Raw genomic sequence first — 21,455 nt, 5'->3', positions numbered from 1 at the left:
ACTGCAGGTATCTCAATCTCAGGTGCTGGTGCTTCCTCAACTGCAGGTATCTCAACTTCTGCTGCAGGTGCTTCTTCAACCACAGGAATCTCCGCTTCTACTGCAGGTGCTGCTTCCATTGCAGGAATCTCTATCTCAGGTGCGGGTGCTTCTTCAACCACAGGTATCTCTACCTCTGTTGCAGGTGCTTCTTCTACTGCAGGAATCTCCACCTCTGCTGCAGGCACTTCTTCTACTGCAGGTATCTCTACCTCAGCCGCAGGTGTCTCTTCTACCGCAGGGATCTCTATCTCAGGTGCGGGTGCTTCTTCAACCACAGGTATCTCTACCTCAACTGCAGGTATCTCGATTTCAGGTGCAGGCGCCGCTTCTGCTGCAGGTGCTTCCTCTACCACTGGTGCCGCAGCGTCTGCTGCCATTGCCGCCGCAGCTGCCTCAGCTTCCGCCTTTGCTGCTTCCTGCGCTTCAAAAGCAGCAACCTCTTCTGCAAATGCAATTTTCTCGAGGTTTTTATCCGCCTCCTCAGCAGGAGCCTCAGGCGCAGGAGCCGCTACTTCAGGAGTAGCTACAGCCTCTGGAGCTGGCGCTGCTTCAGGAACCGCTGCCTCAGGTGCAACTTCAACCTCAGGAACCGGTGCTGCCTCAGGTGGTGCCGCAACTTCCGGAGCTGGTGCTGCTTCAGGAACCACTGCCTCAGGTGCAACTTCCGGAGCCGGTGCTGGCGCAGGAGCTTCTACAACTTCAGGCGCTGCCGCTGCTTCAGGTGCTGCTACTGCTTCCGGAACTGTTGCCGCCTCAGGAGCTGTCGGAGCTTCAAGTGCTTCTACTGCTTCTGGAGCTGCTGCTGCGGGAGCCGCTTTCTTTCTGGTTGCTCTTGGCTTCTTTTCCGGTGCCGGTGCTGGTGCTGTTTCAGGTGCCGCTGCTTTTGTATTTGCCATAATTAATCTCCTTTTTAAAAGAGAACTACGTACAATCCTACATATATATTATCTTTTATATTTGTCAAAATGAGAAATTAACTTCTTATAAAAAGACTAAACATTTTGTTACAAAAAAGTTTCTCATTTTAAAATTAATATTCACTTGCGATTTTCTATAAAATAAAAAAAGAGAGCACCTTGCCGGTACTCTCCTCATCAAGCATCATTTATTCAGCATAATAAACATAGTTCTCTTTTCTCGGAGCTGCATCCTTAGGAGGCTCAGCCGCATATCCAAGTGCGCAGTGGCCGATTCCTTCATAATCACCACTAATTCCAAGCTTACTCAGAAGATTTTTTCCAAACTCTGACTCAAACTCTTCCTTCGCTCTGTGAATCCAAATGCTGGCAACCCCAAGGCTCTCTGCGGCATTCATAAGGTTCCCCATAACGAGTGAGCCATCGTACACATGCGTGGGAACACTTTTATCTGCAAGAACTATCAGAATAGCCGGTGCCCCGTAAAAAGGATCAAACCCTTCATCCCATCCACCGATTTTCCTGTTTTCCTCTGAAACCGCATCGCGCAGCTCCTTCCCGGTAACTGCGATGATGATAGGACTCTGCTTGCCCATCCCTGTTGCCGCATAAGTTCCCGCTTTAATGATGGCATCAAGCTCTTCTTTCTCAACCATGTCCGGCTTGAATTTTCTGCAGCTACGCCTTGTCTCCAAAACCTTCAGTGTTTCGTTCATGATCATACCTCCTGAATCCTTTTATATGGCCTAAAGATATGTGCTTTTCCTTGATATATATTCGCATACCTTTATAGACATTTTTGTTTTGTGTGCTTTTACGCAAAATAATGCTCGTAAAATAGTTTATTTTCTTTATAGATATTACGTCAAACATTATGACTTTTCGTCCACCATTTCATCAAGCTAGACACAAACCAAAGTATTTTCATCAAGCTAGGCACAAACTAAATTATTTTCATCAGACTGAGCCACAAACTCAAACCAGCCAAGCTCCTCTATCCTTAAAAGACTAAAAAGGAGCCCGACAAACGTCAGACGCCTCCAATTCAACAAAAATAATATCAGCCAACATACAACAAGTAATAATTCCTCAAACCAGTTCAATATCTACCAAACAATTGATCTTCTACTCCGGTCAATATCTTCAAAATCATCCCTTACAGCACATCCAAATACTTAATCTCATAAGTCAGCTCGCCTTCATTATCAATAGTAAGCACGAGATATGAAGGTTTTCTGCCCTCCTGTCTGGGGTAGGAGAGGCTTCCGGGGTTAAACACGTACATGCCGTCTATCTCCGCCGCCACAGGCTTGTGGGTGTGGCCGTAGATCACGACATCGGCGCCTCTTGAGAATGCCTCGCGCATGATCTCATCGCTGCCCATATTCACAAGATATCTGTGTCCGTGAGTAAGGAAAAATGTGTGCGGCCAAACTTCAAAAACCTGCTCATCGGGAAGACTACAAAAGAAGTCGTTATTGCCTCTCACAATCCGCATGGGAGCGCCTGCAAGCTGCTGCATCTGCGTTTCACTTCCCTCCGTGTCGCCGCAATGAATGATAAGGCTGACAGGGCTTTCCGCCTCTACAGCCTTATAAAAATTCTCATCTTTTCTATGTGTGTCACTAACAACCAAAATTTTATGCATACAAAAATATTACCTTACTAAGTGATTACTTAAGCTTCTCAGCCATCATTCTGAGCGCTTTGCCTCTGTGGCTTATTGCGTTCTTCTCCTCAGGGCTAATCTCTGCGGAAGTCTTGCCGTATTCGGGCAGGAAGAAGATCGGATCATAGCCAAAGCCGTTTTCACCTGCAATCTCATGGCCGATTATTCCTTCCATTGTAGCCCTGACTACAAGCTCCTCGCCGTTTGAACGAACTGCTCCTATGGCACATACGAATCTGGCAGTGCGCTTTTCATCTGGAACGCCTTTAAGTTTCTCGAGGATCTGCTTGTTCTTCTCGGAATATGGTGTGTCATGTCCAAGGAATCTGGCGGAATATATGCCGGGCGCCTTGTCCAGGTAATCAATCTCAAGTCCTGAGTCATCAGCCATGATGCAAAAATCGGTCATCCCCTTCTCTTTGCAGTAATCAGCGACAGCTCTTGCCTTGATCATGGAGTTTTCCTCAAAAGTGGTGCCGTCCTCAACTATATCAAGGTCGATTCCCTCATCCTTCATGGAATTGATCTCGGATGCAACTCCGCCCAGAATCTCTCTGATTTCTCTCATCTTATTTTCATTACCGGTAGCAAAAATTATTTTCATAATATATCTCCATTACAAATAAATTGTATCGATTAGCCGTTTATAATTCCCTGCAGCGCATCATCCTCAGATGAGGAATCTGTGGGATTTACCGCCTCAAAAGCATTGCGAATTCCCTCTGCAACGCCCTTAGCGCACTTTTCTATATAGCTGTCCTTGGAAAGCTTGTCATGATCGACTCTGTTGTTGAGATTGCCGATTGTCACAAAGGCAGACGGAATCTTTGAAGTGGTCAGCTTTTCATTCTCCTTATAGGAAGAAGATAGCCCGAGAGCCTTGTTACCTGAGTTCTCCGCAACGCTCATCTCAAGCTTGTCGGCGAGTTCCACATTTCCGAAGCCTCTTATGAAAAATCTGTCGTTGAAATAAGTCCTTACACCTGCGTCGCTCTCGACTGTCTCGTCGATTCCAAGCTGCACATAGAAATCCGCACCGGAATCATTTATAAGTGATGCAAGCGCCTCCGCTCCAACCTCGGTGTCATCAAGCGTGGTAAAATACAGCTTCACGCTCTCATCTCCCTGAAAAGCGTTCTTAATATAAGGGATCATCTTAAGCCCGAGCTCATCCACAGGATCGATTACTACAACATTTTCATAGTCATCAGAAGGTGCGTTAAAATTCACCACGATCTCACCGTCTCCGAGCGAAGTGGAATTCTCATATAGGCCGTCAAGCCAGAATTTAAGGCACACAAGACCGCTATCTCCAAGAGGGCTGAAGGTAGCCTTCTGGATGCAGATGAGGTCTGTCACCACACCGTTTTTCGCATAAAATTCAGGGTCTTTGCCCTTTACATAGAGCACAAACTGGTGAAGTCCGTGCCTCTCCTCAAAGGTGATGCTGTCTGAAGATACCCCGCTCTCAAGCGGTATCACCAGGCTTCCGTTTCCTTTAGAAGTCGTGGGAGCCTGAATTTTCAATTCATATTCACGGGCATCTTCGATTTTTGTTACAACCTCCTCACCCGCTTCAGCGATTATGACATCCTTGGTGGCAGCTCTAAAGAACATGACTCCGAGCGACAGCACCACAAATATACCGGTCATGATCGCGGTTTTCCGTAGTCTGTTTTCAATCATTACTTATATTCCTTCTGGGAGGTTTAGGTCCCATGTATTGGTAAAAATAGGTCTTTATCATACCGTTGTAAATCTTACGGTTTTTGTCGGCCTTTTTGCCGATATCGCGCTCCGCCTTGTCATATGCGGTTATAAGGTACATAGACCAGGAATCCAGCGCCTTATATCTCTCGCCAAGTGTCTTGTAAAGCGCAGGAAGCTCCTTCTGTTCACCGATTCTCTCGCCGTAGGGAGGATTGGTGATAATGAAGCCGTATTTCTTCCTGTGACTTAAGTCAGCGACAGGTCTCGCCTGAAAATGTATCATTTTATCGACGCCGGCCTTCTCGGCATTTATCCTGGCAATATCAATGACCTCCGGATCGATGTCATAGCCCTGAATATCGGTATCCACACCAAAGTGAATCTCATCGGCGCACTCCTCGCGCACATCCTTCCAGTTCTGAGGAGTAATGATATGTGTCCATTTCTCTGCTGTAAAATGTCTGTGCATTCCGGGTGCCACATTCGCCGCGATCATCGCCGCCTCAATGGGGAAGGTTCCGCTTCCGCAGAAGGGGTCCACAAGTATCCTGTCGGGTTTCCAGGGTGTCAGCATCAAAAGAGCGGCCGCCAGGTTCTCGGCAATCGGAGCCTTGGCCTCAAGCTTTCTGTAGCCTCTCTTGTGGAGTGACTCGCCTGTCGTATCAAGCGCCACGGTGACCTCGTCCTTCATAAGGAAAACCCTTACCGGAAAGCTCTCGCCGCTTTCCTCAAAACGCATGATTCCGTAGATATCGGAAAGTCTGTCAACCATCGCTTTTTTCATAATGGACTGTATGTCAGACGGGCTAAAAAGCTTACTTTTAACACTGCTGGCCTTCTTAACCCAAAATTTGCCGTCCTTCGGGATGTACTGCTCCCATGGAAGCGCTCTGGTTCCCTGATACAGTTCCTCAAAGGTAATCGCATGAAAAGAACCGACCTTGATGAGTACTCTCTCGGCCGTCCTCAGTCCGATATTCGCACGGACAACGGCGTCCGCGTCACCGATGAAGGTCACTCTTCCGTCCGCAACTTCGCGTATCTCATAGCCAAGGTTAATTATTTCTTTTTTCAAAACCGCTTCCAGACCGAAATGGCATGGCGCAATCAAATCAAATCTCTGCATAGTTATCCTTTTATAATAATCTGCGGGTGACTAATTAAATCCGTTTTATTTTATCACAGTTTGTAGTTTTAAAAAATTTTTTATTTCACTATAAAGTTCCGGGAACTTTTGTCGATATACTTATTGCAGAACAAAAAGGACAATCTCCTTTTCTTAATGACCGGTATGGAGTCCCCACCCATGCCGGTCTCCTCCCATTAATAGGGGATTTTTTTGTGTCTCAGATCCGGGGATTGGAAAATAGGGAAAAGAAATTTAAAAACAGTATTGACAATTACTTATTCGATGTTATAATAATTTTTGCTGCACAAGTTGTGCAGGCATGTGTGTGTAGCTCAGCTGGATAGAGCGTCTGGCTACGGACCAGAAGGTCGAGGGTTCGAATCCTTTCACACACGTCGATTAAAATAAGAGCCATAGCAATTAGCTATGGCTCTTATTTTGTTCGAGTCCGGCGGACTCTAACGGGTTCGATCTCCGCTCTGCGTCACTTTTTCTGTCGTATCAGTCGTACTACCATAATCACCACGGCGATGATAGCTATTATTACGTCGAAGATCGGCATTGCCATCATCAGCACTAAAGTAATAACCGGAAATGGAGTTCCTATCATATCGGGATCCCATGGGATCAGATACACATCCATTAAGGGTGCTATCTTAAAAACAAACAAATTCATAACCAGCGTTGCCGGTATTAAAATCAGTGATTCATACGGGTTCTTTTCCATCTGTTCAAGTTGCCTTTTTTCATATAATAAAAGGATGAATTTTTATAAATTAAAATTCATCCCATACTTTATCTTTATAGACTTATATTATAGTACAGTACTATCACTGGCTAAGCAAGCCTCCGCCACCGGCGGCCAGATTTGCTTCCTCCTCTGCCTTGGTTCTTGCAACCATGGCCTCCATCTCGGGTCTTGCAATATCGAAGCAGGCGAGCATCTTTGTGGAGAAGATTCCGCTCTCACCATTTTTGATCATCTCATAGGCCTTGCTGGGCGAATAAGCTGATTTATATACACGGTCACTTACAAGCGCATCATAGACATCCGCAAGGGAGGTTAGCTGCGCTGCGATGGAGATTTCCTCTCCCTTTAAGCCGTCGGGATAACCCTTGCCATCGTATTTTTCATGATGGTGTCTGCATATATCGTAGCTGACCTCAAGATACTCCTTATCCTGCAGGTCTGCCAGCATCTTAACGATCTCGCAACCTCTTGTGGTATGCGACTTCATGATGTCGAATTCATCGGGCGTAAGACGTCCGGGCTTTAGCAAAATAGCATCGGGAACGGTGATCTTTCCGATGTCGTGCATGGCACTGGCGTTGGTAATAACCTCAATCTTGTGCGGTGTAAGTCCGAATTCGGGATAGTTTCTCATCGCCACATTTGCCAGAATCTGAACAAAGCCCTTGATTCTCTTTAAGTGATATCCGGATTCAAGATTACGGAACTCAACTATCGTACAGATTGTATCGATAATTCTGCTGTTGGTCTCCCTTAAGCGTTCCTCCTGCTTTTTAAGAACCAGGTACTGCTTTTTAAGAACCTTGGTCTGATCGTTAACCTTCTGTTCAAGAACCTTGCGGTTCATATTGAGCTCGATAGCCCTCTTAACCCTGTGTTGGACTATAAATGAATCAAAGGGTTTATGAATAACGTCGGTAGCGCCTGTCTGGTAGCACTTTCTCTCGGTCTCTGCAGAAGTGTCTGCAGTTATCATCAAAACCGGAATCTTGTCGGGAATCTTGTGCTTGAATAGTTCCTCCAAAAGTCTGAACCCATCCATTTCAGGCATAACTATATCAAGCAGAATCGCGGCGATCTCGTCCTTTTTCTGCGCAATAATTCCAAGAGCCTTCTTTCCGTTTTCAGCCTCCAGAATATCATACTTATCCTTGAAAATTTCAGCCAGGATACCTCTATTTATTTCTGTGTCATCTACAATTAGAATACTCTTGTCAGCCACTTTTAGCTCCTTGCTATCGGTTTCTCACCGTCAAGCATTACCAGTCCGCCATCTTTCCCTGTAAAGGTTATTCCCCTGGATGTTTCTACTATTTCATGAACTCTCAGTACTCTGTTGCCAAGTTTCACGGTAGTTCCGCTAAATACAAGTCTTGAGACTATGACTTTGGCATCCCTAACCGATTCCATCTCTTTTTCTATATCTTTCTTTCTCTCGTTAAGCGTTTCAAGTTCTGCTTCCTTTATTGCAGATTCCGCATTTACCTTGATTTTTATCTGCAGCGCCTGTTTATTGGTATTATCATTAAACGACTGAAGTTTTACCCGCTGCTGTTCATACGTTTTGAGCTCCGCATATAAACGACTGACATTCTTAAGAAGCATTTGGTACTCGTAATCAAGTTCCTCCGTAATGCCCGTTCTTACAACTGTTTCCTTAACTGTTTTGCTTCCAAGAACCGCTGTTTCAACGCCCCTTAGTGAGGTAACGACACCTCCGCTCACAAGTCCTTTTTCGCCAAGCATAACGACTTTTCCGTCAGCTGATACATCGCAGTTCAGGCAGTCGTTGGAAATAAGATCACCCTTGCACTTGATGTTTGCCGTATCAAGATGAGCTGCTGCCACCATGCCTCCGGCCGTTATCGAAACACGGTCGTTTACATTTCCGACAATACTTTTTTTGACAAACACGCGGCCGCCGGCATGTATATCGGAACACGAAACGCTTCCGTCCACCACAACATCACCTTTTGCCTGGATGTAAACATTGTCTACATCTCCTTTTACCCAGATGGTTCCGTCGTAGACTATCTTATCTTTGACATTGATAAGTGATTCGTAGGTCTTAGCCTTATCAATCCTTATCTCACCGTTTAGGATTCTTCCGACACCCGCAAGCGAGGACACATACGTCTGCTTATCGGCCAGCATCATGAATCCCTGTCCTTTTAGTATCGGCTTTCCTTTTCCCGGCTTTGCCTTTAACAATTTTCCGTTGACATCGAAGCCGTCCTCACCGACAGTTGCGGGATGATAGATTGCAAGCTTATCTCCGAGCTTGACCTCCTGGAACACTTTTACCCTGGAAAAATCCGCCACGTCTCCGCTGCTTAAATCCGGCTGAATGTCCTCGTTCAAATTCATAAGGAATTCATAGTATCCGTCAGTCCCGTTCACAGGTAATTTCCCCTGAGCCACAAGAGTCTTAACGCCGAACTTCTTATTCAGTATCATCTCTTCGATGGCCTTCCTGCTGACGCCCCTTCGTACACGGGCGCTGTACAGCAGCTTAATCACCTTCTCAAGAGTATATGTTGTTCCCTTGGCTCCGAGAGGAAGAGTAAAATAGCACTTCATTTTATCTTCCGAAATATCGATAAGGCGTCCTTCCTCAGTCTGAAGGAACTGCCACGCCTTAACCTCTTCATCCGCAGGCTTCTCCAGCTCTTCCTGGAGCTGTCCCGTAAAGAGCTTGCTCAAATTGCTGGGAAGAGTTTTACCCTCCTCAAGCCATTTACGCATGATTCGCATCTCCTGCGCGGGATGAACCATGCTCTTATACAAATCTACATCTACATTGTTCTCAAGTCCCCTTCTTATCTCGTACATCTGATCTGCGCGATAAAGGGACTTTGCATAGGGCGTAACATCAATCTGATGTTCAAGTCCGAGGCGAAGCTCTCGCATCTGCTTCCAGCCGTATTTCTCGTCGGCATAAATAGAAACATCGAGGTTCTGCTCCAGACCTTTCCTGACCTCATGCATACATTCGCCGCGCATGCCAAAAAGGAAGTAACGGTCAATATCCTCGATTCCTTCCTGTTTTGCCTTTCTGATCTGTTCCAGCTGCTCGGCATCAAAATTTCTTTTTACATATTCGGAGATATCTATCTTCTCCTTAAAAGCAATGTGGATCTGCTCCAATGTGGATGCATCCTTATTGCGAATCAATCTCTCGTCAAGCTCGAGGCCATCCTCGAGGCTCTCTCTTATCACCCTCATTTTCATGTAGGGCATATCTATTCGCGCATACTGAGATATGTCTGTGCCGTGCTCGAGACCTATCCGGATCTCTTGCATCTGCAGCCAGTTGAATCTCTCATCCTGATAGAAGATAACAGGCACACCCGCCATAAGTCCGAGTCTGATCTGTTTCATCTGGTCTGAAAAAAACTCCGGCCTTGCATACTCGGAAACATCAAGATTTTCCGAGAGCCCTTCTCTGATCTCGGCAAGCTGCATTATATCAAAGCCCGCCTCACGATAAGAAGACATATCTATTCCGCTCTGAAGCTCAAGCCGTATCTCTTCCATCTCATTCCAGGGCACATCAGGCTTGGCATAGGTGTCTACATTAACCCCGGTGGAAAGTCCCTTTCGGATTTCCGCAAGCTGATAAATGTTGAAATTCTGTTCCTTGTACTTTTCAACATCTCCGCCCTGTTTCTTTATGAGTAACAGCTCGTTAGCTATTAAATCGGGCTGATATAAACTTTTATCCTCATCGGCAGTAATTACAGCCATTATCAGTGCCCTCGCGTATTATTTCGGCATATACTCTTCCAAAAATATTCTATCACCGAAAAAAATAACGCTCAATGAAATTGCACGAATTTATGAATATTTAATACTATTTTTCCGTTCTCTTCAAACACAATTACATTCTGTCAAATAGTTCAGCAATGCTAACATCGTACGGCGCACGAAGCACTCCAAATTCAGTAACTATGCCTGTTATAAGCTCGTTATCCGTAACATCAAAAGCAGGATTATAAACCTTCACTCCCTCCGGAGCCATTCGCTCCTTATACCACATCTCGGTAACCTCTTCGGGTTTTCTCTGTTCGATTTTTATGTCGTCGCCGGTATTCGTGTTTATGTCAATTGTTGAGGTTGGCGCGCATACGTAAAAAGGGATTCCGTAGCGTTTTGCCACAGTCGCCACCACACTGGTTCCGATCTTATTGGCGGCATCTCCGTTAGCGGCAACTCTGTCGCACCCCACGAAAATAGCGTCTATCGCACCGGTTTTCATAAGAGATGCTGACATGTTATCGCACAAAAGAGTCGTGTCTATTCCGGCTGATTGCAGCTCAAATGCAGTGAGTCTTGCCCCCTGAAGGAGAGGTCTTGTCTCATCGCAGTAAACGCGTATATTCATGCCCTTTTCATGAGCAAGATACATAGGCGCTGTGGCTGTGCCGTACTTGCAGGTCGCAAGCTGTCCCGCGTTGCAGTGAGTAAGAAGGCCAAAACCGTCCTTTATAAGTGTGAGGCCGTTCTCTCCGATCCTTCTGCAAACATCGATGTCCTCCGCCTTAATGCGCTCGGATTCCTCTCTCATCTCTGTTATAAGAGCGTCCCTGTCAAAAGAGCCTGCCCCGTCTTCCTCTGTCATTCTGCGCTCTTTTGCCACTTTCACCACATGTGCTTCCATGCGCTTAAGTGCCCAGGAAAGGTTCACCGCTGTGGGTCTTGAAGAATTGAGGTAGTCGCTCTTTTCCTTGAGTTCTGTCATGAACTCCGAAAAAGTTTCTGCCTTCGAATGTTTCATAAGGATATAAAGACCAAAGCCCGCAGCTACTCCGATAGCCGGTGCGCCGCGAACCTGAAGAAGATAAATCGCATTCCAGATTTCCTCCCCCGTGCGCAGCCTTATCATCTCCGTTTTTCCGGGAAGAAGCGTCTGATTTATTATCTCGATCGCATCATCCTCATCGACAAGCGCTACTGTCTCATAGTCCAAAATACTTTTCATTACCAAAAATCTCCTCTTACATTTTTTATCTGCTATTTTCTCTCAGCGAAGAATCTCTGCAGATCTGCCATAAGCTCTTCCCGCTTAATGGACTTTAAAAGATAGCCTTCGGGCTTTAAGTTTACAACCTTCATAACACTTTCCTTGTCACTTTTACCCGTAAGGAAAATAACCGGAATATCCCTGGTTGAGGGGTCGTTTCTGAGCATCTCAAGAACCTGCGGTCCGCTTGTTATCGGCATCTCATAGTCCAAAAGTATGAGGTCCACCTGCGTCCTTCCAAGAATCCTGATCGCCTGAAGCCCGGACACAGCCATGGATACAGTGTATTTTTCACGAAGCCAGTCCCTGATCAGACCTATGTAGGTGGCATCGTCGTCCACTACCATGATGCTTTTTTTCGAAGGATTCAGAAGTTCCGAAAACTGATTCTTAACCGTTTCGATGAAATCCTCAACATCCAGTGGCCGAAGGAACGTCTTCAGAATCATTCCACTGGGCAGCTGTCCCTTGGCGATATCGGTGTCTACCTTTTCGCCGATGATAATAATCTGCTTATCATCCTCTGTCAGGTGCTCGTTCAGATAGTGAAGAAACGATTTCTCAATCTTCTCAGACTGATCAAGATAGTATGCAATTGCTGATGCGTTATCCCATTTTTTGCTCACCACATCGATATCGGGCGTAACAAAGAAGAAGTCTATACCTGCCTCCCTGAGTTTATTCTCAAGAGCACGTATGACGAAGGTCTCCTTAATTCCTATAAGCATCAATTCCTGATTTCCCATACTCATCGCTTAAACCTCTTCCAAAACCTTTGTGATTTCATCCCAGTTCAGTTCCTTGAGTAATCTGAAAAGCCGCTCGAATCTCTCATTGTTTTCGCTTCCGCAATCATACTCCTTCATGTCGAGAAGTACCATTTCGAAGGAATCATAGTCCATCACCGGAGCGAATTCCTTAAGTGCCCCATAGGCCTCTTCAATGGTGGCTTCGTCGCATTTCTCCTTCTCTTCACTGTCCTCTTTTTCGGACAGCTTTGAAAGGCTGTTTTTGTACTCTCTGTACATTTCAAGAAGCGAAGTCGTGTTTTCTTTTATTTCTTCAATATTTCCGGTCTTTCCTGCTTCTTCCATTTTAGCAGAAAGTTCGGACAATTTCGACGCTCCGATAATTCTGGCGGAGCTCTTAAGGGCATGTACCTTTATGGTGTAAAAATCGTAATCCCCTTCATCATAGGCCTTTTCAATCTCATCCGCCTTTTGTTCCACAGTGAAATAGAAGGTATGAAGTGCATCAAGAAAAGCCTTGCCGTTTCCGCAGTTTTTAATTCCCTCCGCCACATCAATTCCGCCTACGGAAAACAGCCACTCCATGCCCTCCATGGGATTTTCGTTCTCTCCGGAATTTTCTTCGGATGCAAAATCAGTGGGATCCGGCTCCTGCAATAATTCCTCGGGGATGTTGCTCTTAAGTGTTTCCTCAAGCTTTTTAACATTCACGGGCTTCTCAAGATATCCGTTAAATCCCTTCTTTACATAGTAGTGCTCGCCGCTGTGAGCTGCATTTGCAGTCAACGCAAATACAGGAAGCTCGTACCCTTCTTCCCTTATCCTTTTAAGTGTTTCGATTCCGTCCATCTCAGGCATCATGTGATCAAGAAGTACCAGTTCATAGTGCTCCTTTGCCAGCTTTTTAAGGCATTCCTTTCCGCTTAGCGCAGTGTCCACCATAAGCTTTGTTGCCTTAAGAAGTCCCTTTAATACCTGCAGATTCATCTCGTTGTCATCAACAACAAGGATTCTCGCGTCAGGTGCGATGAAGCCGGGAACGTAGTTCTCCTCGTCATCTGCAGCAGTTTCATCTTCCTTGAACTCACCTATGGGTTCATCCTTTTCCACCTTCTGTACCAGTGTAAAGAAGAACTTCGATCCCTCGCCATAGGTACTCTCACACTTAAGCTCATTTCCCATAAGTTCAACAAACTGCCTGGAAATATCAAGTCCCAGACCGGTTCCCTGGATGCCGCTGTTTTTCTGCTCCTCAAGTCTCTCAAAGGCTGAGAACAGCTTGTCCATATCCTCGGGTCTTATTCCGATTCCGGTGTCGGATACGCTGTAATTTATGGTACAGGTATCGCCTTCCTTCTTCACAAGCTCAAGAACCAGTTTGAAGGATCCCTCCCTCGTGTACTTGACAGCGTTTGTCAGAAGGTTCATGAGAACCTGTTTTATTTTGCCGTCATCGCCGTAGAGATAGCGCGGTATCTCCGGATCTATTTCCGTTTCAAAAAGAAGATCCTTTTCGTTACTCCTCACTCGGATCATGGTTGTTATGGTCCTCAGGAATTCCCAGAGGTCATAACTTTTCTCCACAAGATTCATCTTCCCCGACTCTATCTTGGAGAGGTCAAGGATATCGTTTACAAGTGACAAAAGCGTCTCTGAAGCCCTTTTTATCGATACGGCATAACCTGTTACCTGTCCTGAGTACTGCGGCATGGAGAGGCTCTTATCCTCTCTAAGGATCATCTCATCCATACCGATTATAGTATTGATAGGCGTTCTGATTTCATGCGACATATTTGCAAGGAAACGTGATTTAGCGCTGTTAGCCCTGTCGGCCTCCTCTTTTGCAACACGAATTTCCTCGTACTGTCTTCTGATAATTGTCGATCTGAGGAACCACCAAACCAGGAATCCGACTGAGCCTGCTACAAGGACAACCATACCTATTCTGAATATCGGAAGCTCTGTAAAATGAGCCTTTTTGTATATAGGATAGACTTCGTCCCTCAGGACTTTTCTTGTATTCTTATCGAGCACCTGAATGTGCATCGTATAATCTCCGTAGGGCAAATTGGTGTACGATAAAGAAGACAGTTCATCCTGATATACGCTGACACCGTCGTCCTTTGCACCATCAAGGTAGAATTTGATGAGAGGATTCGACAGCAGGTAATTCAATATCGATATTTCAAACTGTATACGCCTTGCGCCCGCAGGAATTTCATAGACTCCGTTCTCACCTTGCATAACCGGCTCGTCGTCTGCAGTAACCTTGTCCAGATCAATGAGATAGTCATTGTCAAAGGCATCATAGGATGTGGTCGAGACTTTTCTTACACCGTCAGTACAGCATAGGAGAAGGTCACCCTCCTCACCTGTAATGCTGTTCCACGCATTAGCTGTAAGTGATGTGTTAAAACCTCTGGAGTAATCCAGCAAATCCAGTGTATATTCTTCGTTTTCAATCACGTCATCTGCTTTAGCAATGAAAATTCCGGCGCTGGAGCTTATCCAGGCCACCTTATCGGGCGTGATATAAACGTCATAGCAGTTGGTATAGGGAAATGCATCCAGCTTTCTTATAGTGCTTCTGTCGTCATAGTACATCGCATTACTTGTGACATAGATGAAGCCGTCATTATAGGGCACGATGCGAAGGACCACCTGTGTTCCCAAGCCTTCCTCGGGACCCTTATGGCCGATTATTTTGTGATCCTTTATAATATATATTCCTTCGCCGTCCGAACCGGCGAGTATGCTTCCGTCCTTATCCTCCACAATTGTAAGCATCTGCGGGGATTCCATGCCCTCCTCTTCTCCGATAGTACAGACTATCTCATCTCCGTCTATGAAGTTAATACCCATATTGCTGGCTGCTACAACTTCTCCGTTAGACAGTTCAAGGCAATACCTGAATCTTCCGCCAAGCGTTCCGCTCGTCTCATTAAAAGACTTAACCTCTCCGTCTGCGCTTACTCTTATAAGTCCGTCCTTTCCATAAGTTGACAGCCATATATTATGCTTGCTGTCGACCATCTGATGCCTTATACGGACTCCTTCGAAGTACTTAATATAGTCGTAATCCTTCGCTGTACAAGTCTCTTCATCAAGAATTGCAAGGCCCTTGTCCATGCCGATGTATATCTCTCCATGATCAACGAGGACGCTGTTTACGACCGCTTCATCAAGTCCGGCTTTCACAAAGACGTTGTAGAAGGGATTCTTGGAAAACTCCAGCATTCCCTGTTTATTTGACGAAAACCACACATTGCCCTGGTAATCATAGATACAGTCTGAAACAGAGCTTCCAAAGCCGTTTTTCATAAGTCTCGTGACATTACCGTTTTCATCAATGATACCGAGTCCGTTCTCTGCGCAGAAAAAGCAGCCTGTTCCATTCTGCTCCGGCACAAGCTTGTTGTAGTAATTTATGTTTTCTGTTTCGACCTGTCCTGTTATCTCAATGTTTCCGCCATTGTAACTGCAGCGCTGAAGTATGTTGTCCGAGGTTCCGAGATGGAGTGTATCTCCGTCTGTACAGGCCACTGTCGTATAGGTAATGCCTGTCTCCTCAAATTCCAGTTCCTGAAGAAGGTCACTACCTTTCAGGAAAAACAGCGTTCCACCGTTAGTGACTCCGGCAATGATGCCGTCTGTCACATAACTCATAGATCTTACTGAGGTGATACCCGTCAAATCATCCAGTTTTTCCAGCGTCATATCCTCATGTATAACTGTTATGCTTGAAACTGTCCCGACATAAATGTTTCCGCTGTCATCCTCACATATTGATCTTATGGAATCAGCACTCAGTCCGTCCTCAGAGGTAAACCTGCTCTTCTCCTCAGTTTCAGGGTTATAGCACACAAGCCCCGTATCGTTTGTGCCTATCCATAGCCTTCTCTTCGAATCAACGTACATGACCATTACGTTGCAGATATTGTCATCTATATCAGCAGCTTCGAATTTTATTCCGTTATATCTGTACAGTCCCGAATACGTCCCAACCCAGATATATCCATCAGAAGACTGTGCCAGCGCATTTATCTCATTGGATACAAGCCCTTTACTGGTGTCATAGCTTATGGATGCATATTCAGCCAGATAGTCTCTTTGCCTGTTATACCCGGCAGCCGCCTGAGTTGATGTTTTACCGCCGTTATCTGCCATTATTGCGCTTTTGGCCTTCGCTACTATTGTATTATTGATCTTAGCTGTTATCGCATGATTCCCTATGTCCCCGGATTTATAGTCCGATGATACCCCCTGCAAAATATAGCCAACCCCCAGAGCAATAAAAAGCGCCGCAAGTATCAAGGCGACAGATTTTCTGTGATGGATCTGCCGCTTTCTTTGCGACGTATTGCTTAATTTGTTTAACGGTATCATGCTATTACCTATTATTCTATTATTACCTATTATTCTATTGTTTTCAGCCATTCAGCTTTTCCTGAGATTTTATTAATTGCGTGGCTTTTGTTTTTCCCTATGATTCTTTGTCTTGCATAGGTTCAGAAAACACCATTCTTACTTAAATTCTATTCTATCATATAGCTTTTTTCAGATTATAAAGGGAGAATTTATAATATATAAAAATTCGATAACATTTTCCCTTTATTTAGCTGTTTGACACATCTTCATCCATTTATACCACTTCCCATCTGTGATTTTTGCATTTTCACACGCTTCACAGATGGACTTTTGTCTGTCAGCTGTGTTTTTTCCATTTCTTCTTATTTCACAGATTCTTTCTAAAACCATTGTCTGTGTTTTTACCCTTATTTTCCAAAACACAGATTACCTCATATAAAGACATCTGTGTTTTGCTATGCCCTTTCTATTCCACAGATTCATGTGATAATTGCTTCTGTGTTTTTATACTTTTCTTTTATTTCACAGAGATCATCGACATCTGGTATCTGTGTTGTATACATATCACTGTGTTCCACATATAGCTTGAAGAAGAATCCTACTATCTCAACCTATATATCTTTCATTTTGTTTACATCTTGGTAGTAAAAACCTCTCAATAAACCAAGATATCTCTTATTTCCCATCTTTCTTGGTAATAAATCTCAACTACAATACCCAGATATCTCCCATTTTACTTCCATCTTGGTAACATAAACTTTCCCTTAAGCCAATATATCTCTTATTTCATATATATTTTGGTATTATATTTTTACAACCATACCCAGATTTCTGCCATTTAGTTTCTATCCTGGTAATTACCGCCACCACGCCAAAAGACATCCCAATATACCCACACATAAATCCAGACAAAATGATAAAGGGCTGTGGATCCACAGCCCTCTTAAAGTCATATAATATGAAAGTTCTGCCCTCGGGCTAAAGCCCTCGCCAAGTGATTACTTTTCAGCGAGTGCAGCCTCAAGCTTCTTTGTAAGTGCAGGAACGATCTTGTTAAGGTCGCCTACTACACCGTAATCTGCTACATCGAAGATAGGAGCGTTCTCATCCTTGTTGATAGCGATGATGAGATCTGACTCTTCCATACCTGCAACGTGCTGGATAGCTCCGCTGATACCGATTGCGAAGTAAACCTTAGGACGAACAGTCTTACCTGTCTGACCTACCTGAAGATCCTTCGGCTTCCAGCCTGAATCTACAACTGCACGTGAGCAAGATACTGTTCCGTGAAGAACCTTTGCAAGGTCCTCAAGGATCTTGAAGTTCTCAGGGCTTCCAACTCCACGTCCGCCAGATACAAGGATCTTAGCTTCCTGGATATCCTCAACCTCTGAAACTGCCTTAACGATCTCAAGGATCTTTGTATAGCATGCATTCTCTGTAAATCCGGGATTGTACTCAACAACCTCAGCCTTAGCGCCCTTTACAGGAGCAATCTTCTGCATAACGCCGGGACGTACTGTAGCCATCTGAGGACGGAAGTCAGGGCAAGCGATAGTAGCGATTGTGTTACCACCGAATGCCGGACGAGTCATAAGGAGCTGCTTATGCTTCTGCTCCTGACCCTCTACAGGGTTAAGCGGGAAATCACCGATATCAAGCTGTGTACAGTCAGCTGTAAGACCTGTGTGAACACGTGAAGATACGCGAGGACCAAGGTCACGTCCGATTGCTGTAGCACCAACAAGAAGGATCTCCGGCTTGTACTCGTTGATTACAGATGCAAGTGCGTGTGTGTAAGGCTCTGTACGATAATCCTTAAGTTCAGGATCGTCAACAACGATTACACGGTCAGCGCCGTACTCTGCAAGAGTATCTACAAGATTGCCTACCTTGTCACCAAGAAGGACTGCTGTTACTTTTTTCTCATCAAGATCATTAGCAAGATCTTTTGCTTTGCCCAGAAGCTCTAATGCAATGCCTGAAAGCTCATTGTCTACCTGCTGAGCAAATATAAATACACCCTTATATTCTTCTAAAGACATGTTTTGTTCTCCTTTTTATAACTAATTTGCTGCTATTACGCAGGTATTATATAACGTGCTTCTCTTCGAGTTTTCCGAACAGATAATCAACTGCTTCATCAGCTGAATCAGCAACGATCTTCTCGCCGGCACCCTTCTTAACCTTATCGGAAGCCTTAGCGATCTGAGTAGGTGATCCCTTAAGACCGAGGTTAGAATCCTCAACATCCTTAAGATCTGCTCTTCCCCAAACAGTTACTTCCTTCTCGAAAGCATCGAAGATTCCGCCGGGAGTCATGTATCTGGGCTCGCCAAGCTCTGCAAGAGCTGTAATAAGGCAAGGCATCTTAGCCTCTACCATGTGATAACGATCCTCGAACTGACGCTTAACAACAACAGTCTTTGCCTTCTCGTCAACCTTGATCTCCTCAGCGTAAGAGATTACAGGAAGTCCAAGGTGCTCAGAAATCTGAGGTCCAACCTGAGCTGTATCTCCATCGATAGCCTGACGGCCTGTGATTACGAGATCATACTCAAGGTTTCTGAGTGCGCCTGCGATTGTTGAAGATGTTGCCCATGTGTCAGCACCACCAAGTACGCGGTCTGTAACAAGAACTGCCTTGTCAGCACCCATTGCCATAGCCTCACGAAGAACTGCCTCAGCCTTGGGAAGACCCATGGTTACAACAGTAACTTCTGCGCCATATTCATCCTTAAGACGAAGAGCTGCCTCAAGACCTGCTTTGTCATCAGGGTTCATGATTGCAAGCATTGCTCCTCTGTCGAGTGTTCCATCGGGTTTAAACTTAACCCCGCCCTTTGTATCGGGCACCTGCTTTATGCAAACTACAACTTTCATTTGTTTTCTCCTTATTAAAAATTGTAAATAGTCCTTTGTGAATGGTTCCGGATATTAGGAAAGTAATGCTCCACTGATAACCATTCTCTGAACCTCAGATGTACCCTCGTAGATCTCTGTGATCTTAGCATCACGCATCATTCTCTCTACTTCGTACTCTCTGATGTAACCATAACCACCGTGAAGCTGAACAGCCTTGGTTGTAACATCCATAGCAACCTCTGCAGCGAAAAGCTTAGCCTTAGCAGCTTCTACAGAGTAACGATCCTTGTTCTTCTTAGCATCTGCTGCTGCGTAAACAAGCATCTTAGCTGCTTCACACTGTGTAGCCATGTTAGCAAGCTGGAACTGTGTATTCTGGAACTGACCGATTGAACGACCAAACTGCTTTCTCTCCTTAACGTACTCAATTGTACGATCAAGAGCGCCCTCAGCAATGCCAAGAGCCTGTGCAGCGATACCGATACGTCCACCGTCAAGTGTGTGCATAGCGATCGGGAAGCCCTTTCCTCTAGCGCCAAGAAGGTTCTCAGCAGGAATGTGGCAATCCTGGAAAATGAGCTCGTATGTGGATGATCCACGGATACCCATCTTGTTTTCCTTAGTACCGAATGTAAACCCGGGTGTTCCCTTCTCAACGATAAATGCTGAGAATTTCTTTGTCTTTCTGCCTCTCTTATCCTCAACGATATCTGTGTAAGCGATGATGATATAAACGTCAGCAACCTCACCGTTTGTGATGAAGCACTTAGAACCATCAAGGATCCACTCTTTACCGTCTTCTGAAAGAACAGCCTTGGTCTGAACGCCCTGAGCATCTGTACCAGCCATGGGCTCTGTAAGACCGAAAGCACCGAGCTTCTCACCCTTTGCAAGGGGAACAAGGTACTTCTGCTTCTGCTCTTCTGTACCGTATGTCATGATAGGATCGCAGCAAAGTGATGTGTGTGCGGAAACGATAACTGCTGTTGTACCGCAAACCTTTGCAAGCTCCTCTACGCACATAGCGTATGTAAGAGGATCACATCCCTGTCCGCCGTATTCCTTCGGAATCGGGATACCCATGAAACCGTACTTCTGCATCTTCTTAACGGTCTCCATAGGGAATACCTCTGTCTCATCCACATCTATAGCGTGTGGCTTAACTTCTTTTTCTGCAAACTCTTTGAAAAGAGCTCTCGCCATTTCATGTTGCTGATCTAACTGAAAATCCATGAAAATATCCTCCTAAATGAATTGTTGTCTAAGAAAATTCTGCTCTCAGGGCAAAGCCCTTCGCCAGAACAAAGTAGTACACTAGGCGCCAAAGGACGGCGCCAAGTGATTACTTTTACTTTTTATCAGTGGGAACCTTGCCGCCGTCGCTGTAATCGTAGAAACCGATACCAGTCTTAACACCAAGCTTCTTACCACGAACCATCTTACGAAGAAGAGGGCAAGCACGATACTTGGAATCACCTGTCTCCTTGTAGAGAACGTCCATGATTGCAAGAACGATATCAAGTCCGATGTAGTCACCGAGTTCAAGGGGTCCCATAGGATGGTTGCAGCCAAGCTTCATAGCTGTGTCTACGCCCTGGATATCGGAAACGCCTTCTGAATATACGAAGATACCTTCGTTGATCATAGGAACAAGGATACGGTTTACTACGAAACCAGCTGCCTCGTTAACCTGAACGGGAGTCTTGCCAAGATCCTCAGAGATTTTCTTGATCTTCTCAACGTCAGACTCAGGTGTGTTAGCACCCTGGATAACCTCAACCAGCTTCATAACAGGAGCGGGATTGAAGAAGTGCATGCCGATAACGGGCTTCGGAAGTCCTGCACCGATCTCTGTGATTGAAAGAGATGATGTGTTAGATGCAAAAATGCAATCAGGATTCTTTACGATGTTCTCCTCAAGTTCCTTGAAGAGGTTCTTCTTGATATCCATAACCTCAAGAGCTGCCTCAACTACGAGATCAGCGTCTGTGCAGATGTCGTTAAGACCTGTCTGGATCTTGCCGATGATAGCATCAGCCTTAGCCTGATCGATCTTTCCCTTAGATACCATCTTGTCGATGCTCTTCTTAATCTTAGCAAAGCCGCCCTCAGCGAACTCTGTCTTAATGTCACAAAGATAAACCTTATCTACTGTGTCTGCCTGTGCAAATGTCTGAGCAATACCTGCTCCCATTGTACCTGCGCCAATTACTGCTACTTTCATTTATATAT

At 45.2% G+C, this 21,455-nt stretch carries 17 protein-coding genes and 1 tRNA gene; 1 reads left to right on the top strand and 17 read right to left on the bottom strand.

Annotation, left to right across the window (positions count from 1 at the left end; genetic code table 11):
- From G596_RS24010 to G596_RS0115695, 6 genes are all read right to left on the bottom strand, one after another.
- Positions 1-938 (bottom strand): hypothetical protein (locus tag G596_RS24010; RefSeq protein WP_022762783.1); only part of this gene is annotated, 938 nt, incomplete at its 3' end.
- A 209-nt stretch (positions 939-1,147) separates the two neighbouring features.
- Positions 1,148-1,675 (bottom strand): nitroreductase, encoded by a 528-nt coding sequence (locus G596_RS0115715; protein WP_022762782.1) that lies wholly within the window; start codon positions 1,673-1,675, stop codon positions 1,148-1,150.
- Between the two features lie 440 nt (positions 1,676-2,115).
- Entirely contained in the window at positions 2,116-2,607 is a 492-nt protein-coding gene (locus G596_RS0115710; protein WP_022762781.1) for a metallophosphoesterase family protein, read from the bottom strand.
- A gap of 25 nt (positions 2,608-2,632) precedes the next feature.
- Entirely contained in the window at positions 2,633-3,232 is a 600-nt protein-coding gene (gene rdgB, locus G596_RS0115705) for an RdgB/HAM1 family non-canonical purine NTP pyrophosphatase (protein ID WP_022762780.1), read from the bottom strand.
- 32 nt (positions 3,233-3,264) lie between these two features.
- Positions 3,265-4,314, bottom strand: a complete 1,050-nt coding sequence (locus tag G596_RS0115700) for an N-acetylmuramoyl-L-alanine amidase (RefSeq protein ID WP_022762779.1) — start codon at positions 4,312-4,314, stop codon at positions 3,265-3,267.
- Positions 4,307-5,464 (bottom strand): THUMP domain-containing class I SAM-dependent RNA methyltransferase, encoded by a 1,158-nt coding sequence (locus G596_RS0115695; RefSeq protein ID WP_022762778.1) that lies wholly within the window; start codon positions 5,462-5,464, stop codon positions 4,307-4,309. The genes G596_RS0115700 and G596_RS0115695 overlap by 8 nt, the downstream gene beginning before the upstream one ends.
- 324 nt (positions 5,465-5,788) lie before the next feature.
- Between G596_RS0115695 and G596_RS0115690 the strand changes: the two genes are divergently transcribed.
- Positions 5,789-5,862, top strand: a tRNA-Arg gene (locus G596_RS0115690).
- 89 nt (positions 5,863-5,951) lie between these two features.
- Here the strand turns inward: G596_RS0115690 and G596_RS0115685 are convergent.
- The 11 genes from G596_RS0115685 to G596_RS0115635 form a co-directional block, all read right to left on the bottom strand.
- The gene (locus G596_RS0115685) at positions 5,952-6,194 is read right to left on the bottom strand and encodes a hypothetical protein (protein WP_022762777.1); all 243 of its coding nucleotides are present in this window, start codon (positions 6,192-6,194) and stop codon (positions 5,952-5,954) included.
- Between the two features lie 103 nt (positions 6,195-6,297).
- Positions 6,298-7,440: an HD domain-containing phosphohydrolase gene (locus G596_RS22480; RefSeq protein ID WP_022762776.1), complete on the bottom strand. Its 1,143-nt coding sequence runs from the start codon at positions 7,438-7,440 to the stop codon at positions 6,298-6,300.
- Positions 7,441-7,442: 2 nt separating this feature from the next.
- A complete protein-coding gene (locus G596_RS0115675) occupies positions 7,443-9,965 on the bottom strand; it encodes a DUF342 domain-containing protein (protein ID WP_022762775.1) in 2,523 nt (840 codons plus the stop codon).
- A 133-nt stretch (positions 9,966-10,098) separates the two neighbouring features.
- Positions 10,099-11,199, bottom strand: coding sequence for an S-methyl-5-thioribose-1-phosphate isomerase (gene mtnA, locus G596_RS0115670; RefSeq protein ID WP_022762774.1), 1,101 nt, complete (start codon positions 11,197-11,199; stop codon positions 10,099-10,101).
- Positions 11,200-11,231: 32 nt separating this feature from the next.
- Entirely contained in the window at positions 11,232-11,993 is a 762-nt protein-coding gene (locus tag G596_RS22475) for a response regulator (protein ID WP_022762773.1), read from the bottom strand.
- A gap of 3 nt (positions 11,994-11,996) precedes the next feature.
- Positions 11,997-16,427, bottom strand: coding sequence for a hybrid sensor histidine kinase/response regulator (locus G596_RS24005; protein ID WP_022762772.1), 4,431 nt, complete (start codon positions 16,425-16,427; stop codon positions 11,997-11,999).
- Between the two features lie 174 nt (positions 16,428-16,601).
- A complete protein-coding gene (locus tag G596_RS0115655; RefSeq protein WP_022762771.1) occupies positions 16,602-16,781 on the bottom strand; it encodes a hypothetical protein in 180 nt (59 codons plus the stop codon).
- Positions 16,782-17,356: 575 nt separating this feature from the next.
- Positions 17,357-18,403, bottom strand: coding sequence for an electron transfer flavoprotein subunit alpha/FixB family protein (locus G596_RS0115650; protein ID WP_022762770.1), 1,047 nt, complete (start codon positions 18,401-18,403; stop codon positions 17,357-17,359).
- 46 nt (positions 18,404-18,449) lie between these two features.
- Entirely contained in the window at positions 18,450-19,241 is a 792-nt protein-coding gene (locus G596_RS0115645) for an electron transfer flavoprotein subunit beta/FixA family protein (protein ID WP_022762769.1), read from the bottom strand.
- Between the two features lie 54 nt (positions 19,242-19,295).
- Entirely contained in the window at positions 19,296-20,456 is a 1,161-nt protein-coding gene (locus G596_RS0115640) for an acyl-CoA dehydrogenase (protein ID WP_022762768.1), read from the bottom strand.
- 115 nt (positions 20,457-20,571) lie between these two features.
- Entirely contained in the window at positions 20,572-21,447 is an 876-nt protein-coding gene (locus tag G596_RS0115635) for a 3-hydroxyacyl-CoA dehydrogenase family protein (protein ID WP_022762767.1), read from the bottom strand.
- Positions 21,448-21,455 lie beyond the last annotated feature (8 nt).

Source organism: Butyrivibrio sp. AD3002 (assembly GCF_000420905.1).
Lineage (GTDB): Bacteria > Bacillota > Clostridia > Lachnospirales > Lachnospiraceae > Butyrivibrio.
The sequence above is the reverse complement of the archived record's forward strand: the minus strand, read 5'-3'. Positions and strand labels throughout refer to the sequence as shown.

What these genes read in the sequence shown, in the direction of transcription:
- G596_RS0115715 (WP_022762782.1), bottom strand. Translation starts at nt 1,675, where the DNA reads ATGAACGAAACACTGAAGGTTTTGGAGACAAGGCGTAGCTGCAGAAAA.
- G596_RS0115710 (WP_022762781.1), bottom strand. Translation starts at nt 2,607, where the DNA reads ATGCATAAAATTTTGGTTGTTAGTGACACACATAGAAAAGATGAGAAT.
- rdgB (WP_022762780.1), bottom strand. Translation starts at nt 3,232, where the DNA reads ATGAAAATAATTTTTGCTACCGGTAATGAAAATAAGATGAGAGAAATC.
- G596_RS0115700 (WP_022762779.1), bottom strand. Translation starts at nt 4,314, where the DNA reads ATGATTGAAAACAGACTACGGAAAACCGCGATCATGACCGGTATATTT.
- G596_RS0115695 (WP_022762778.1), bottom strand. Translation starts at nt 5,464, where the DNA reads ATGCAGAGATTTGATTTGATTGCGCCATGCCATTTCGGTCTGGAAGCG.
- G596_RS0115685 (WP_022762777.1), bottom strand. Translation starts at nt 6,194, where the DNA reads ATGGAAAAGAACCCGTATGAATCACTGATTTTAATACCGGCAACGCTG.
- G596_RS0115675 (WP_022762775.1), bottom strand. Translation starts at nt 9,965, where the DNA reads ATGGCTGTAATTACTGCCGATGAGGATAAAAGTTTATATCAGCCCGAT.
- mtnA (WP_022762774.1), bottom strand. Translation starts at nt 11,199, where the DNA reads ATGAAAAGTATTTTGGACTATGAGACAGTAGCGCTTGTCGATGAGGAT.
- G596_RS22475 (WP_022762773.1), bottom strand. Translation starts at nt 11,993, where the DNA reads ATGAGTATGGGAAATCAGGAATTGATGCTTATAGGAATTAAGGAGACC.
- G596_RS24005 (WP_022762772.1), bottom strand. Translation starts at nt 16,427, where the DNA reads ATGGCTGAAAACAATAGAATAATAGGTAATAATAGAATAATAGGTAAT.
- G596_RS0115650 (WP_022762770.1), bottom strand. Translation starts at nt 18,403, where the DNA reads ATGTCTTTAGAAGAATATAAGGGTGTATTTATATTTGCTCAGCAGGTA.
- G596_RS0115645 (WP_022762769.1), bottom strand. Translation starts at nt 19,241, where the DNA reads ATGAAAGTTGTAGTTTGCATAAAGCAGGTGCCCGATACAAAGGGCGGG.
- G596_RS0115640 (WP_022762768.1), bottom strand. Translation starts at nt 20,456, where the DNA reads ATGGATTTTCAGTTAGATCAGCAACATGAAATGGCGAGAGCTCTTTTC.
- G596_RS0115635 (WP_022762767.1), bottom strand. Translation starts at nt 21,447, where the DNA reads ATGAAAGTAGCAGTAATTGGCGCAGGTACAATGGGAGCAGGTATTGCT.